Here is a 14,648-nt window from a genome sequence, read left to right as displayed (position 1 = left end):
GAATCTGTTAAGTGCGCTATACTCCCGCCTCCCGAATTTTCAGCCTGAACCGCGATATGAACGACGCCCTGCAAGAAATTCACGATTTCCTTCCGTGCCGTACCCCGCAAACCTGGATTGACAGCGCCCTGGCGAACCAGGACCTGCTGCTGATCGACCATGCGCATTGTGAAAAGAAGGCGGCGTCCACCGCGCTGAGTCTGATGTATCGCTATGTGGACAACACCGAGTTGCTCAACAAGATGTCGCGTCTGGCCCGTGAGGAACTGAGGCACTTCGAGCAGGTACTGGCGATCATGAAAAAGCGCGGGGTTACCTATACCCATCTGTCACCGGCGCGGTATGCCGCCGGCCTGCGGGAAGCGGTGCGAACAGAAGACCCGGGGCGACTGGTAGATGTGTTGATCGTCGGTGCCATTATTGAGGCCAGATCCTGTGAGCGTTTTGCCGCGCTGGCTCCGTCGCTGGATGAGAAACTGGCTGAGTTCTACAACAGCCTGCTCAAATCCGAGGCGCGTCATTACCAGGATTACCTGAAGCTGGCCGAGCAGGCCAATGGTGGCCCGGTGGATGACCGCGTCGCGGAGTTCCTGGCCATCGAGCAAAAGCTGATTGAATCTCCGGATTCCGAGTTCCGCTTTCACAGCGGCCCGGTTCTGGCAGGTTGAAGCTCCTGGCAAAGTGACATCCAGCGGGCGATTCCGGCGCTGCGGTATTTCTGTTTGTGCAGAATGAAGTAGAACTGGCGGTCGAATTTCCGATAGTCGGGCACACTCAGCGGGACCAGGCTGCCGCGCTTGAACGCGTCGGCCAGGACTACTTTGGACAGGCATCCGATGCCCAGATCCGCCTCTACGGCCCGCTTGATGGCCTCGGTATGTTCCAGTTCCAGCAGGATGTTTAGGTCTGGTAACAGGCCGTGCATCCCCCGTTCGAAGCTCTGCCGCGTGCCAGATCCCGGTTCCCTCATAATCCAGACCGCCTGACGAAGGTCCTCGTCGGTCAGAGCCTGTTTTCGGGCCAGGGGGTGTGACGGAGAGCAGAATACCGTCAGTTCGTCTTCCCGCCAGGGAATTACCTCCAGCTCCGGGGACTGTAGCTCGCCTTCAATCAGACCGATATCCAGTTCGAAGTCCCGGACTCGGCGGGCTATGGAGCTGGTGTTGGCCACCTCCAGTGAAACTTTCGGGCGGGTAGGGGTATTCATGTATTTGGCCATCACGCCCACGGCCAGATAGTTCCCTATAGTCAGGGTAGCGCCGACTTTCAGGGCGCCGACTTCTGAATGTTTACTGAAGGCCTGCTCCAGTTCCGTAGCCTGCGCCAGCAGGGACTCTGCCTTGGGCCTGTAGAGTCGGCCGAGTTCGTTCAATTGCAGCCGTTTGCCCACGCGGTCGAAGAGTTGGATATCGAACTGACTCTCCAGTTCTTTCAGGGCGCTGCTGGCGGCGGACTGGGACATGGCCAAGGATTCGGCAGCCCGGGTGATGTTCTGGAAATGGGCGGCGGCCAGGAAAACTTCGAGCTGACGAAAGCTGTATTTCATAGGGCCTCTTCCGGTGGAAGCTGTTTATCGGAAAAATCGAATAGCCTTATGAAAACAGCCCGTTTTGTCGATTTCAAGCAAAAGGTTAAACTATTCTCAATTCCTGATGGACTGACGTTAATAGGCGAGGGCTCCCATGAGCAACCTGATGAAAGAAACCGTAACCAGTGTGCACCACTGGAACGACACGCTGTTCAGCTTCAAGACCAGTCGGGATCCCGGCTTCCGTTTCAAGAATGGTCATTTTGTGATGATTGGTCTGGAGACGGACGGTAAGCCTTTGATGCGCGCCTACAGTATCGCCAGTGCGAACTATGAAGAAGAGCTGGAGTTTTTCTCTATCAAAGTTCCTGATGGCCCGCTGACCTCGCGCCTGCAACAGATCAAAGTGGGTGACGAGATTCTGGTCAGCCGCAAGCCGACGGGTACGCTGGTACTGGACAATCTGCTGCCGGGCCGAAACCTCTGGCTCATCAGCACCGGCACCGGGCTGGCACCGTTCATGAGCATCATCAAGGATCCGGAAGTTTATGAGGCCTTTGACAAGGTGATTCTGACCCACGGTGTACGCTATATCTCGGAACTGGCTTACCAGAGTGAGATTGAAGAGCTGCCGGAGAACGAATTCTTTGGTGAGATGGTCAGTGGCAAGCTGGTGTATTACCCGACCGTGACCCGGGAGCCCTTCCGCAACCAGGGCCGGCTGACGGATGCCATGGAAACCGGCAAGATCACACGGGATCTCGGGTTGCCGGATTTCGACGTGGAGCAGGACCGCTTCATGATCTGTGGCAGCCCGAGTATGCTCAAGGACACCTGTGCCATTCTCGATAACATGGGCTTTCGTGAAGCCCGTGGTGGCGACATGGGCCACTATGTGATTGAGCGGGCCTTCGTGGAGCAGTAATTCGACTAAAGTACGAGCGAAAAATCCCGGGGTTAACGCTCCGGGATTTTTTTTGCGACAAAGTTTGTGTGTATAGTTTTCGCTCTTTCACAGCAGGACTATACCTATGTTTACCCTTGAGATTCAGCCCCGCTTCAGTGATACAGACGCGCTTGGCCATATCAGCAACACCTCCCTTCCGGTCTGGTTCGAGCAGGGACGTACTCCGATTTTTCGCATTTTCCACCCGTCGCTGGACGTAAAAACCTGGCCTCTGATCATTGCCCGGCTGGAGATTGACCTGTTGGCCCAGAGTTACTGGCACATGCCCGTTGAGATCAGGACCGGCGTGGGCAACATTGGTAACAGCTCGTTCCAGGTGATTCAGGAGGCCTGGCAGAATGGCAAGCAGATCGCCCGTGGTGTCGCGACACTGATTCACTTCGATTACGAAAATGAAAAGTCTGTTCCCATCCCTGAGGCCATCAAGGCAGAATTGGCTGAACATAAGGTCAAGGATATGGCGTAATGGTGCCGTCAATGGAGGGGCTGTGACCTCAAGGCTTTCTTGTCTGGCGATGGCGCTGGCCGGCTCTCTGCTGCTGGCAGGCTGTGATTCCGGGGAAGAGCAGGGTGCGCCCGATGATCCCTCGGGTTCCTCCTGGCGGGCGGTTTCGGTTGTGGATATTTCCCTGGCCCTGGAGCCGGCTCAACTGGACTGGGTCGGCCAGAGGATTTTCCAGAATGAATGTGCGGGGCGGTTCCGGTGTCTGGTGCACTGGAACGAGGGGGAAGCTTTCCCGTCTTTGGGCATAGGACACTTCATCTGGTATCCGGAGGGGATTGAAGGCCGTTTTGTCGAGAGCTTTCCGCAGTTGATTACCTATATGAATCAGCGCCAGGCGCCGGTGCCGGACTGGTTGCGCGGGCTTGATCCGCTGGATGCTCCCTGGCCGGATCGTGCGGCCTTTATGCAGATGCAGGATTCGGTCCGCGTTGCTGAACTTCGGGAGTTTCTGGCAGGCACGCAGGGTTTGCAGGCCGAGTTCATTTTTCGCCGTGCCCAGGCGTCGCTGGGCTCTATTCTGGATGATGTTCCCGATCATCGTCAGGAAATCGTTCAACGTCATCTTGAGGAGCTGAGTGCCACCCCGGGTGGCGTCTATGCACTGATGGATTATGTCAATTTCAAGGGCGAAGGGCTCGCTGAATCCGAGCGCTACAAGGGTGAGGGTTGGGGGTTGTTGCAGGTGCTTCTGGCCATGGAGCCGGAGCCGGGGCAATCGACTCTTGACGCTTTCCGGGAAGCGGCGGGGGAGGTGTTGACCCGCCGCGCCCGAAATGCCGAAAATCCGATTGAGCGGGAGCGCTGGCTGCCCGGTTGGCTAAAACGGCTGGAAACCTACCGGGAGCCCGCCACAGACCAGATGGCTACAACGGCGTCTTGAGCAGCTCGGGTTCCTGTCCCGGGCGAGCTTCCAGCCACCAGATATTTTTATCCCAGTCCCCCAGCACAATCCTGCGGGCAGGCTTGCCATTGGCTTCCAGCTCATGAATGGCGGGGCGATGGGTGTGGCCGTGAATCATCAGTTGAACGTTATGGGCTTCCAGTTCTTTCACCACTTCCCCGGGGGTCACATCCATGATGGTCTCAGCCTTGCCCTGATTCTTCGCCATGGAGATTTCCCGCAGTTGCCGTGCCATCAGCTGACGATCTTTGAGTGGGCGGGAGAGAAGCATCTTCACCGTTTGCGGGTTACGCATGTTGGCCCGGAACTTCTGATATTCCACATCGGCCGTGCAGAGGCTGTCACCGTGCATCAGTAGGGCAGGTGTGCCATACAGATCCACTACCGTCGGATCATCCAGCAGTGTGGCGCCGGCGCGCGTGCAGAAGTCTTCGCCGATTAGGAAGTCCCGGTTGCCGTGCATCAGGTAGATGTCGGTGCCGGTGTCCCGCACCTCCCGCAAAGCCGCCGCCACCTGTTCCTGCAGCGGGGTGCGCTCGTCATCTCCAATCCAGGCTTCAAAAAAGTCGCCAAGAATGTATAGACGCTCAACGCCCAAGGCTTTGTCTCTGAGGAAGGTCAGAAACGCACCCGTAATATCCGGGCGCGATTCTTCCAGGTGCAGATCCGAGATAAACAGCGTGGTCACGCGTCCTCCAGAACCTCGGCTTTTTCAATCACTACGTCCTCAAACGGGACGTCCTGGTGGCCGGCGCGCATGGTGGTGCGAACGGCGCGGATCTTGTTGACGGTCTCCATGCCCTCGGCCACCTTGCCGAATACGCAGTAGCCCCAGCCCTCGGCGTTCTTGGCGGTGTGGTCCAGAAAACCGTTGTTCTCAACGTTGATGAAGAACTGGGCGGTGGCGGAGTGGGGGTCCATGGTGCGGGCCATGGCAATGGTGCCGACCATGTTGCTCAGGCCGTTGTCAGCCTCGTTCTGGATAGGTTCGCGGGTTTTGCGCGGCGTCATGCCAGGCTCAAACCCGCCGCCCTGAATCATGAAGTTGCTGATAACGCGGTGAAAAATCAGGCCATCGTAAAAACCGTCGCGAACGTACTGTTCGAAGTTTTTGGCGGTTTCCGGGGCTTTCTCGTAGTCCAGTTCCAGCTTGATATCACCGAAGTTTGTCTGCAGCAGAATCATCAGGGTTTCCTGTGTTTGGGGATCGGAATGTTTAAAGTGGCTATTGTACTCAAGAGTTTCGTCCGGTGCATGAGTCCGGCATGGATTTGTGAGTATAATAGGCGGTTTAAACGGAGCATCCGGACAGCTCCCATGATTCATTCCCTGTTAACAGAGATTGTATGAGCGCCGAGTCGAAGAAAGCCCACAATTTTATCCAGAGCCTGATTGAAGACGCCATCGCCAAAGGGGAGCACGCCGGCAAGGTGGTCACCCGCTTCCCCCCGGAGCCCAATGGCTATCTGCACATTGGTCATGCCAAATCGATCTGTTTGAACTTTGGCATTGCCGAAACGTTTAACGGTGAGTGCAATCTGCGCTTTGACGACACCAACCCGGAAAAGGAAAACCAGGAGTATATCGACGCTATCAAGCAGGACGTGGAGTGGCTGGGCTATGAGTGGGCCGGCGAGGTGTGTTACGCGTCGGATTACTTTGATCAGCTCTATGCCTTTGCCGAAGAGCTTGTTCAGAACGATAAGGCCTATGTGTGTGCCCTGAACGCTGAACAGATGGCCGAGTACCGGGGCTCCCTGAAAGAGCCCGGCAAGAACAGCCCATACCGGGATCGCCCGGTAGAGGAAAGCCTGCAGCTGTTCCGGGACATGCGCGACGGCAAGTTCCAGAACGGTGAGTTGGTATTGCGGGCCAAGATTGATATGGCATCCCCGAATATCAACCTGCGGGACCCGATTCTGTACCGGATTCGCTACGCGGATCATCACCAGACCGGCAGCAAGTGGTGCATCTATCCGATGTACGACTTTACCCATCCGATCTCCGATGCCCTGGAAGGCGTTACTCATTCCCTGTGTACCCTGGAATTCGAGGATCACCGGCCACTGTACGACTGGGTGCTGGATAACATCACCATTCCCTGTCATCCGCGCCAGATCGAATTTGCCCGGCTGAATCTGAACTACACCATTACCAGCAAGCGCAAACTGAAGCGGCTGGTGGATGAAAACGTGGTGGACGGCTGGAACGATCCCCGGATGCCGACGATTTCCGGCATGCGCCGTCGTGGTTACACACCGGAGTCCATTCGCAACTTCTGCGACATGATCGGCGTGAACAAGGCCGGTGGCACCGTGGATGTCGGTATGCTGGAGCACGCTATCCGAGAAGATCTGAATAACCGTGCGCCTCGTGCCATGTGCGTGATGCGTCCGCTCAAGGTCACCCTGACCAACTACCCGGCTGACCAGACGGAGACCCTGACTCTGCCGGTGCATCCACAGAATCCGGATATGGGCGAGCGGGAAGTGACCTGGAGTCAGACCCTGTTTATTGACCGGGAAGATTTCGAGGTAGAGCCGCCACGCAAGTGGAAGCGGCTGGCCCCGGACCAGGCGGTGCGGCTGCGCGGTGGTTACGTGATGACCTGCAAAGAAGTTGTGCGTGATGACAGCGGTGAGATTGTCGAGCTCAAGTGCGAATACGACCCGAATACCCTGGGCGTGAACCCAGAGGGCTACAAACCCAACGGCGTGATTCACTGGGTGTCGGCCAGCGACAGCGTGGAGGCGGATATCAATCTGTACGACCGCCTGTTCAACCACGAGTCTCCGGACAGCGACAAGGAAGGCGATTTTCTGGATCATCTGAACCCGGAATCTCTGGTCGTTCTCAAAGGTGCCCGCGTTGAGAAAAGTCTGGCTCAGCCCCGCACCGATCTGCCGTACCAGTTCGAGCGCGAGGGATACTTTTTCTGCGACCAGGAACTGACTGAAAAAGCTTGCAAGCCGGTGTTCAATCGTACCGTAACGCTGCGGGATTCCTGGGGTAAGGGAGGCAAGTAATGCGTATCTACAATACGCTGACACAGCAAAAGGAAGCGTTCAAAACCCTGGAGCCTGGCAAGGTTCGTATGTACGTGTGCGGCATGACTGTCTACGACTATTGTCATCTGGGCCATGCCCGGGTGCTGGTGGCGTTTGACGTAGTGACTCGGTACCTGCGGCATCGCGGATACGACGTACACTACGTGCGGAACATTACCGATATCGACGACAAGATCCTGCGCCGGGCGGATGAAAACGGTGAGGTGTATACCGACCTGACCGACCGGATGATCCGGGCCATGCACGAGGATGAGGCGAAGCTCGGCGTGCTGTCACCCAATGATGAGCCTCGGGCGACTGCCTTTATCGACGACATCATTGCCATGATCCAGAAGCTGATCGCCGGTGGCCACGCCTACGCTGCCGATAATGGCGACGTGTACTTTGCCGTGGAGTCTTTCCCGGATTACGGCAAACTGAGCAAGAAAAAGCTGGAAGATCTGGTAGCCGGTGCTCGAGTGGATGTGCAGGAAGCCAAGCGCAGCCCTGCGGACTTTGCGCTCTGGAAGGCCGCCAAGCCAGGCGAGGTGAGCTGGCAGTCGCCGTGGGGCGAAGGGCGCCCCGGATGGCATATTGAGTGTTCCGCCATGTCCACCAAGTGCCTGGGTGATACCTTCGATATTCACGGTGGTGGCCCGGATCTGCTGTTCCCCCATCATGAAAACGAAATTGCCCAGTCAGAATGTGCCACTGGCCACACCTTTGTGCACACCTGGATGCACGCTGGCGCCATTCGGGTGAACAAGGAAAAGATGTCCAAATCACTGGGCAACTTTTTTACTATTCGCGAAATCCTGGAGAAGTACCCGGCGGAAGTGGTGCGCTATTTTCTGGTGTCCAGCCACTACCGGAGCCAGGTGGACTATTCAGAGGATAACCTGGCGGAAGCCGGGCGTACCCTGACCAAGCTCTATCATGCTCTGCGGGGTATCGTGCCGGCGAAAGAGGCGGACGTAGCGGAAACGGATCACGACCGTCGTTTTGCTGAGGTCATGGATGATGATTTCAATACCGCTGGCGCCATTGCTGTTCTGCACTCAGTGGCGAACGACATCAATCATTACCGTCGGGAAGGTGATGAAGAAGCCGCCAAGCGCAGTGCGGCCGTTCTGGTGCGGCTGGGTGCTGTGCTCGGCCTGCTGCAGCAGGACCCGGAAGCCTTTTTCCAGGCGGATACCGGCAGTGAGTTAACTGCACAGGACATCGAGGCCATGATTCAGGCTCGTGCCGATGCCCGCAAGGCCAAAGACTTTGCGGAGGCTGATCGCATTCGCGATGATCTGCTGGAGAAGGGCATTATCCTGGATGATAGCCGTGAAGGAACCACCTGGCGCCGGAGCCAGGACTGAGTTGATTCGCGCAATGTCGCATTGTGCCGGTGGGAATGACCTTGTAGGGAATTTCACGTACAATGCGGCGCTCTAATCAGAACGTCCCCGCGCTTTCAGGCGCCATCAGGGGAGTCGGGAACTACAAACCCATTGAGGCAAGCAACGATGACAGAACGCGTTCAAGTTGGCGGCATCCAGATCGCCAAGAATCTGTACGATTTTGTAAATAACGAAGCGATTCCGGGCACCGGTATTGACGCTGACAAGTTCTGGGCCGAGTTCGACAAGATCGTGAACGAGCTCGCTCCGCGCAATCGCGAGCTGCTGCTCAAGCGTGACGAAATCCAGGAAAAAATGGACACCTGGAACCGCGAGCACAAGGGCCAGAAACTGGACATGGCCGAGTATAAGGCGTTCCTGAAAGACATCGGCTACCTGGTAGATGAGCCGGCGGATTTCAAAATCTCCACCTCCAATGTGGATCCGGAAATCGCCACCATGGCTGGCCCGCAGCTGGTAGTGCCGGTCATGAATGCTCGTTTCGCCCTGAACGCGGCTAACGCCCGCTGGGGTAGCCTGTACGATGCCCTGTACGGTACCGACGCTATTTCTGAGGAGGATGGTGCTGAGAAGGGTCGTGGCTACAACCCGGTTCGTGGCGCCAAGGTTATTGAGTGGGCCCGCAACCTGCTGGATGGCTCTGCGCCTCTGGCTTCCGGTAGCCATAAAGACGCCGCAAAATACTACATCGACGGCGGCAAGCTGGCGGTTAAACTTCAGAACGGTGACGTGACCGGTCTGAAAGACGAGGCCGGTTTTGTGGGTTACACCGGCGCTGCCGATGCCCCCACTGGCGTTCTGCTGGTTAAGAATGGCATGCATTTCGAAATCCAGATTGATGCCAGCCATCCGATCGGCAAGGATGACGGTGCCCACGTTAAAGACGTTCTGATGGAATCGGCCCTGACCACCATCATGGACTGCGAAGATTCCGTTGCTGCGGTAGATGCCGATGACAAGGTTGTCGCCTACAAGAACTGGCTCGGACTGATGAAAGGCGATCTGGAAGAGTCCTTCGAGAAGGGCGGCCAGATGATGACTCGCCGCATGAATGGCGACCGCACCTACACAGGCGCTGATGGCAGTGAGCTGACCCTAAAGGGCCGCAGCCTGCTGTTCGTTCGTAACGTTGGTCACCTGATGACCAATCCGGCCATTCTGCTGAAGGATGGTAGCGAAATTCCTGAAGGCCTGATGGACGGCCTGGTGACTTCCCTGATCGCCATCCACGACCTGAAGGGCGACGGCAAATTCCAGAACAGCACCAAGGGTTCTGTGTACATTGTTAAGCCCAAGCAGCATGGCCCTGAAGAAGTGGCGTTCACCAATGAATTCTTCGGTCGTGTTGAAGACGCTCTCGGTCTGCCGCGCTTCACCCTGAAAGTGGGCATCATGGACGAAGAGCGCCGCACCACTGTGAACCTGAAAGCCTGTATCCAAGCTGCCAAAGAGCGCACCGTGTTCATCAATACTGGCTTCCTGGATCGTACTGGTGACGAGATTCACACATCCATGGAATTGGGTCCCTTCATCCGTAAGGGCCCGATGAAGCAGGCTGCCTGGATCAACGCCTACGAGCAGTGGAACGTGGACATCGGCCTGGAAGCCGGTCTGTCTGGCGTTGCCCAGATTGGTAAGGGTATGTGGGCCATGCCGGATCTGATGGCAGGCATGCTGGAGGCCAAGATCGGTCATCCGAAAGCTGGTGCCAACACCGCCTGGGTTCCGTCTCCGACAGCCGCTACCTTGCATGCCACTCATTACCACCAGGTGAACGTGTTTGATGTGCAGAAAGAGCTGGCTAACCGTCAGCGCGCGTCTCTGGACGACATCCTGACTGTGCCGGTGATGGAGGATCCGTCCTCCTTGAGCGCCGAAGACATTCAGCAGGAACTGGACAACAACGCCCAGGGTATCCTTGGCTACGTTGTACGCTGGATCGACCAGGGTGTGGGCTGCTCCAAGGTGCCTGACATCAACGATGTGGGCCTGATGGAAGACCGTGCGACACTGCGTATTTCTTCGCAGTTGCTGACCAACTGGTTGTACCACGGCATCTGCTCTGAAGAGCAGATCATGGAAACCATGAAGCGCATGGCTGCGGTTGTTGATAAACAGAACGCTGGTGATGCGGCATACCGCAACATGGCTCCGAACTTTGATGACAGCATCGCCTTCCAGGCCGCTGTGGATCTGGTTCTGAAGGGGCGCGAACAGCCGGCCGGTTACACTGAGCCGCTGCTGCATGCTTACCGTCAGAAGGCCAAGGCCAAATTCGGGCAGTAAAGCGCCCGTCCATAAAAAACCCCGCTTCGGCGGGGTTTTTTATTGGGCCTGTGCCCGTTAACGAAAAATGCGAAGAATGCCGCGTCAGGTGTCGGCGTGCAGCACGTCCGCAGCGTACAGCGTGTTTTCCAGCAGGGTGGCAATGGTCATGGGGCCGACGCCGCCTGGTACCGGGGTGATGTAAGCCGCACGCTCTGCTGCAGCGTCAAAATCGACATCACCACAGAGCTTGCCATCATCCATCCGGTTGATACCCACATCAATGACGGTGGCGCCGGGTTTGACCCATTCGCCCTTGATGATGCCCGGCTTGCCCACTGCGGCCACCAGGATGTCGGCTTCACCGACAAATTTCTCGAGGTTGTCGGTAAACCGATGACATACCGTTGTTGTGGCGCCCTTTAGCAGCAGTTCCATGCTCATGGGGCGACCGACAATGTTGGAGGCCCCGACAATAACTGCGTGCTGGCCTTTATAGGGGGTGCCAATGGAGTCCAGCAGGGTGATGACACCTGCCGGTGTGCAAGGGCGCAGGGTAGGCTTGCGCTGCATCAGGCGGCCGATGTTGTAGGGGTGAAAGCCGTCTACATCTTTGTCGGGGCGTATCTTTACCAGAATCGGGTCCGCGTCCAGGTGTGAGGGCAGGGGCAATTGAACCAGGATACCGTCAACGGCGGGGTTTTCATTCAGCTCGTCGACCAGTGCTTCCAGTGCTGCCTGGGAAGTGTCTTCCGGCAAATCATAGGACAATGACAGGATGCCTGCCTGTTCGCAGGCCTTGCGTTTGTTGCCAACGTATACCTGGGAGGCCGGATCGTGACCGACCAGTACCACGGCCAGCCCGGGCGCTCTCAGGCCCTTCTGTTTTCTGGCTTCGACACCGGTGGCCACTTGTTGCCGGACCCGGGCAGCAATTTCTTTTCCGTTAATCAGTTTGGCGCTCATGTTTCCGTCTTGTCGGTTTGGGCGTAAGAAAGTGAAGGCCGGGCATTGTCTCATGCTTCAGGGTTAACGCCAATGTGGAGGGGTAGTCGGGAACTCCTGTGGTTTCGGGTGGTCTCTTATAAGGCTGTCTCGGCAAGGAATTTTCAATTCCGTGTTGACGGACGCGATCAGCGCCGGTAATATGCGCGCCAACTTTGCTGAGGCACTTGTTGTTCAGTTAACGGGGTATAGCGCAGTCTGGTAGCGCGCCTGCTTTGGGAGCAGGATGTCGGGAGTTCGAATCTCTCTACCCCGACCACTTTCTGGATATTCAGGTGGGCGAACGGTCAAGCGCCCGTAGCTCAGCTGGATAGAGCATCCGCCTTCTAAGCGGATGGTCGCAGGTTCGAGTCCTGCCGGGCGCGCCATCTCGTTAATCGCAGATTGGTACCGGACTCGCCGAACCAGCAAAGTTGAAGTTGGCAGTAGCGTGCCGGATGGCACCTCCCTGATGTGGTGGACGTAGCTCAGTTGGTAGAGCTCAGGATTGTGACTCCTGCGGTCGAGGGTTCGAACCCCTTCGTCCACCCCACTTTTCCCCTGTTTGTTTCCGCGTACCCTGATTCCTTGTTATGGTTCAGAGCGACGCCGGATATGCGAGAGTGGCGGAATTGGTAGACGCACTGGATTTAGGTTCCAGCGGGTAATACCGTGAGAGTTCGAGTCTCTCCTCTCGCACCACCCTTTCTTTTTTCTGATTTGTCCCCATTGTGTTTCCGTACCGCGTTGTTAGGCGCGTCTCAAACCCATATTCAGGGTGGCCGGGTGATTCTCTCGGCGGGGCAAACCGTGATAAACTACCGGCTTTTAATTTTGCGTCCCTTTGGGGTGAGCTGCTCCTGCCGGGATTTTGGTTTAATTTTCATTCACCTACAGAATCTGTAATTTGAGGAACTTCCATGCAAGTGTCTGTTGAAACGACCTCCAACATCGAGCGTCGCATGACGATTGGTGTGCCCGCCCAGGAAATCGACCAGGCGGTTCAGAAACGCCTGCAGGAAACTGCTCGCACCGTGCGCCTGAACGGTTTCCGCCCTGGCAAGGTTCCCATGAGCGTGGTCAAGCGTCGTTTTGGTGACAGCATCCGCCAGGAAGTGGTTGGCGAGGCTATGCGCGACAACTACATCAAGGCGCTGCAGGAGCAGGATATCAATCCGGCTGGTTGGCCCAAGTTGGAGCCGAAGACCATGGAAGAAGGCAAGGACCTCGAGTTCGTTGCGACTTTTGAGGTACTGCCGGAAATTGAGCTGGGTGATCTGAGCAAGATCAACGTTGAGAAGCCGGTGTCTGAAGTTGCCGACAAGGATATCGACAACATGATCGATAACCTGCGTCGCCAGCAGGCCACCATGAAAGAAGTCAAGCGCAAGTCCAAGAACAAGGACATTGTGACTATTGACTTCAAGGGCTCCATCGATGGTGAAGAATTCGAAGGTGGCTCCGCTGAAGGCCATCGCCTGACCCTGGGTTCGGGTCAGATGATTCCCGGCTTCGAAAAAGGCATTGTGGGCGGTAAAGCCGGCGAAGAGCTGGAAATCGACGTCACGTTCCCCGAGGACTACCACAACGAAGACCTCGCGGGTAAAGATGCCAAGTTTGCTATCACTATCCACAAGGTAGAAGAGCCGCAGCTGCCGGAACTGGATCAGGAGTTCTTCAAGCGTTTCGGCATCGAAGCTGAAGACGAAGCCGCTTTCCGTGAGGAAGTGAAGAAGAACATGGAGCGCGAGCTCAAGCAGGCGGTATCCAACAAAGTCAAGAACGACGTTGTAGACGGTCTGCTGGAGACCACCGAGCTGGAAGTACCTGCGGCTCTGGTTGACCAGGAAATTGATCGCCTGCGTCAGGACGCCGTTCAGCGCTTTGGCGGCCAGGTAGATTTCCAGCAACTGCCGAAGGAAATCTTTGAAGAGCAGGCGAAGCGTCGCGTGAAGACGGGGCTGCTGTTCCAGGAAGTGGTCAAGAAAAACGACCTGAAGGCTGACGAAGCGAAAGTGGAAGAAAAGATCCAGGAGATCGCTTCTACGTATGAACAGCCGGACGAAGTTGTTGCACACTTCAACAGCAACCCGGATCAGAAGGCTCAGGTTGAGTCTTCTGTACTGGAAGACGCCGTGGTTGATTTTGTGCTTGGCGCGGCCAAGGTAAAAGAGAAGAAGATGAAGTACGAGGAAGCGGTTCAGGCCGGTCAGCCCCAGCGCTGATGGCCGCCGGGCATTGGCCCGGTGCCGTGTTCTGGAAGCAGCCGGCGTGTCCGGCTGTTTTCATCTGGGCGATCTGCTGGCAGAGTATATGGGGTACCGGAATACAACGGGCTCCCGTTGAAGCAGGAGTCCAAACCATTGTCCATAAGGAGTTCAGGCGCACATGACGCAGAAACCGTTTGATGGCCCTACAATGATAACCAGCTCAGGCCTGGTGCCGATTGTTATTGAACAGACGGCGCGCGGCGAACGTTCGTTCGACATTTATTCCCGTCTGCTCAAGGAGCGGGTGATCTTTCTGGTTGGCCCGGTTGAAGATCACATGGCAAACCTCGTGGTTGCCCAGTTGCTGTTCCTGGAATCCGAAAATCCGGACAAGGACATCCACCTTTATATCAACAGTCCGGGTGGCTCTGTTTCCGCTGGCATGTCCATTTACGACACCATGCAGTTCGTGAAGCCGGACGTAGCAACGCTTTGCATCGGCCAGGCAGCCAGCATGGGTGCTTTTCTGTTGTCGGGTGGCGCGAAGGGCAAGCGTGCCTGCCTGCCGCACTCCCGTGTAATGATTCACCAGCCGCTGGGCGGCTATCAGGGGCAGGCGACGGACATCGAGATCCATACCCGTGAGATCCTGAAAATCCGCAACACGCTCAACGAGCTGCTGGCGGAGCACACGGGTCAGGACATCGAGACCATCGCCCGGGATACCGACCGTGATAATTTCATGGATCCTGCCCAGGCCAAAGAGTACGGGTTGATCGATACAATACTTGATAAGCGCGTATCGAATAAATAATACTGAAAGTCATCG

The 14,648-nt window shown here is 56.5% G+C and carries 13 protein-coding genes and 4 tRNA genes; 13 read left to right on the top strand and 4 right to left on the bottom strand.

The features are described from left to right. Positions 1-56: 56 nt before the first annotated feature. Entirely contained in the window at positions 57-668 is a 612-nt protein-coding gene (locus JIF53_RS07695; protein WP_031210476.1) for a tRNA-(ms[2]io[6]A)-hydroxylase, read from the top strand. On the opposite strand, the gene JIF53_RS07690 is transcribed toward JIF53_RS07695, so the two are convergent. Next, positions 641-1,546, bottom strand: a complete 906-nt coding sequence (locus tag JIF53_RS07690; RefSeq protein ID WP_014421143.1) for a LysR family transcriptional regulator — start codon at positions 1,544-1,546, stop codon at positions 641-643. The two genes, JIF53_RS07695 and JIF53_RS07690, sit on opposite strands and share 28 nt — an antisense overlap. Positions 1,547-1,682: 136 nt before the next feature. On the opposite strand from JIF53_RS07690, the gene JIF53_RS07685 reads away from it, so the two are divergent. From JIF53_RS07685 to JIF53_RS07675, 3 genes are all read left to right on the top strand, one after another. Continuing rightward, a complete protein-coding gene (locus JIF53_RS07685; RefSeq protein WP_031210976.1) occupies positions 1,683-2,453 on the top strand; it encodes a ferredoxin--NADP reductase in 771 nt (256 codons plus the stop codon). Positions 2,454-2,559: 106 nt separating this feature from the next. Continuing rightward, positions 2,560-2,961 carry an acyl-CoA thioesterase gene (locus JIF53_RS07680; protein WP_199452185.1) on the top strand — a complete coding sequence of 134 codons (402 nt, stop codon included), beginning with the start codon at positions 2,560-2,562 and terminating at the stop codon, positions 2,959-2,961. 49 nt (positions 2,962-3,010) lie between these two features. Continuing rightward, entirely contained in the window at positions 3,011-3,880 is an 870-nt protein-coding gene (locus JIF53_RS07675; protein ID WP_199452249.1) for a hypothetical protein, read from the top strand. Here the strand turns inward: JIF53_RS07675 and lpxH are convergent. Together lpxH and JIF53_RS07665 are read right to left on the bottom strand one after the other, a co-directional pair. Then, positions 3,864-4,589 carry a UDP-2,3-diacylglucosamine diphosphatase gene (gene lpxH, locus JIF53_RS07670; RefSeq protein ID WP_199452184.1) on the bottom strand — a complete coding sequence of 242 codons (726 nt, stop codon included), beginning with the start codon at positions 4,587-4,589 and terminating at the stop codon, positions 3,864-3,866. The two genes, JIF53_RS07675 and lpxH, sit on opposite strands and share 17 nt — an antisense overlap. Continuing rightward, positions 4,586-5,086 carry a peptidylprolyl isomerase gene (locus JIF53_RS07665; protein WP_121206796.1) on the bottom strand — a complete coding sequence of 167 codons (501 nt, stop codon included), beginning with the start codon at positions 5,084-5,086 and terminating at the stop codon, positions 4,586-4,588. Before JIF53_RS07665 ends, lpxH begins: the two co-directional genes overlap by 4 nt. Positions 5,087-5,247: 161 nt before the next feature. On the opposite strand from JIF53_RS07665, the gene JIF53_RS07660 reads away from it, so the two are divergent. The 3 genes from JIF53_RS07660 (at position 5,248) to JIF53_RS07650 (ending at position 10,646) form a co-directional block, all read left to right on the top strand. Then, positions 5,248-6,927: a glutamine--tRNA ligase/YqeY domain fusion protein gene (locus JIF53_RS07660; RefSeq protein WP_199452183.1), complete on the top strand. Its 1,680-nt coding sequence runs from the start codon at positions 5,248-5,250 to the stop codon at positions 6,925-6,927. Then, the gene (cysS, locus tag JIF53_RS07655) at positions 6,927-8,318 is read left to right on the top strand and encodes a cysteine--tRNA ligase (protein WP_199452182.1); all 1,392 of its coding nucleotides are present in this window, start codon (positions 6,927-6,929) and stop codon (positions 8,316-8,318) included. Before JIF53_RS07660 ends, cysS begins: the two co-directional genes overlap by 1 nt. A 147-nt stretch (positions 8,319-8,465) precedes the next feature. Then, positions 8,466-10,646: a malate synthase G gene (locus tag JIF53_RS07650; protein WP_199452181.1), complete on the top strand. Its 2,181-nt coding sequence runs from the start codon at positions 8,466-8,468 to the stop codon at positions 10,644-10,646. A gap of 84 nt (positions 10,647-10,730) precedes the next feature. On the opposite strand, the gene folD is transcribed toward JIF53_RS07650, so the two are convergent. Beyond that, the gene (gene folD, locus JIF53_RS07645) at positions 10,731-11,591 is read right to left on the bottom strand and encodes a bifunctional methylenetetrahydrofolate dehydrogenase/methenyltetrahydrofolate cyclohydrolase FolD (RefSeq protein WP_199452180.1); all 861 of its coding nucleotides are present in this window, start codon (positions 11,589-11,591) and stop codon (positions 10,731-10,733) included. Between the two features lie 221 nt (positions 11,592-11,812). Between folD and JIF53_RS07640 the strand changes: the two genes are divergently transcribed. The 6 genes from JIF53_RS07640 to clpP all read left to right on the top strand — a co-directional run bounded on the left by JIF53_RS07640 (position 11,813) and on the right by clpP (position 14,633). Further along, positions 11,813-11,889: transfer RNA gene (locus JIF53_RS07640), tRNA-Pro, on the top strand. A 32-nt stretch (positions 11,890-11,921) separates the two neighbouring features. Further along, positions 11,922-11,998 (top strand) — tRNA-Arg (locus JIF53_RS07635). Between the two features lie 88 nt (positions 11,999-12,086). After that, positions 12,087-12,162, top strand: a tRNA-His gene (locus tag JIF53_RS07630). Between the two features lie 64 nt (positions 12,163-12,226). Further along, a tRNA-Leu gene (locus tag JIF53_RS07625) sits at positions 12,227-12,311 on the top strand. Positions 12,312-12,529: 218 nt separating this feature from the next. Beyond that, positions 12,530-13,834, top strand: a complete 1,305-nt coding sequence (gene tig, locus JIF53_RS07620) for a trigger factor (RefSeq protein ID WP_113879023.1) — start codon at positions 12,530-12,532, stop codon at positions 13,832-13,834. A gap of 163 nt (positions 13,835-13,997) precedes the next feature. After that, the gene (clpP, locus tag JIF53_RS07615) at positions 13,998-14,633 is read left to right on the top strand and encodes an ATP-dependent Clp endopeptidase proteolytic subunit ClpP (protein WP_011785318.1); all 636 of its coding nucleotides are present in this window, start codon (positions 13,998-14,000) and stop codon (positions 14,631-14,633) included. Positions 14,634-14,648 lie beyond the last annotated feature (15 nt).

The sequence above is a fragment of the Marinobacter sp. bablab_jr008 genome (assembly GCF_016464145.1).
In the GTDB taxonomy this organism is placed as follows: Bacteria; Pseudomonadota; Gammaproteobacteria; order Pseudomonadales; family Oleiphilaceae; genus Marinobacter; species Marinobacter nauticus.
The sequence above is the reverse complement of the archived record's forward strand: the minus strand, read 5'-3'. Positions and strand labels throughout refer to the sequence as shown.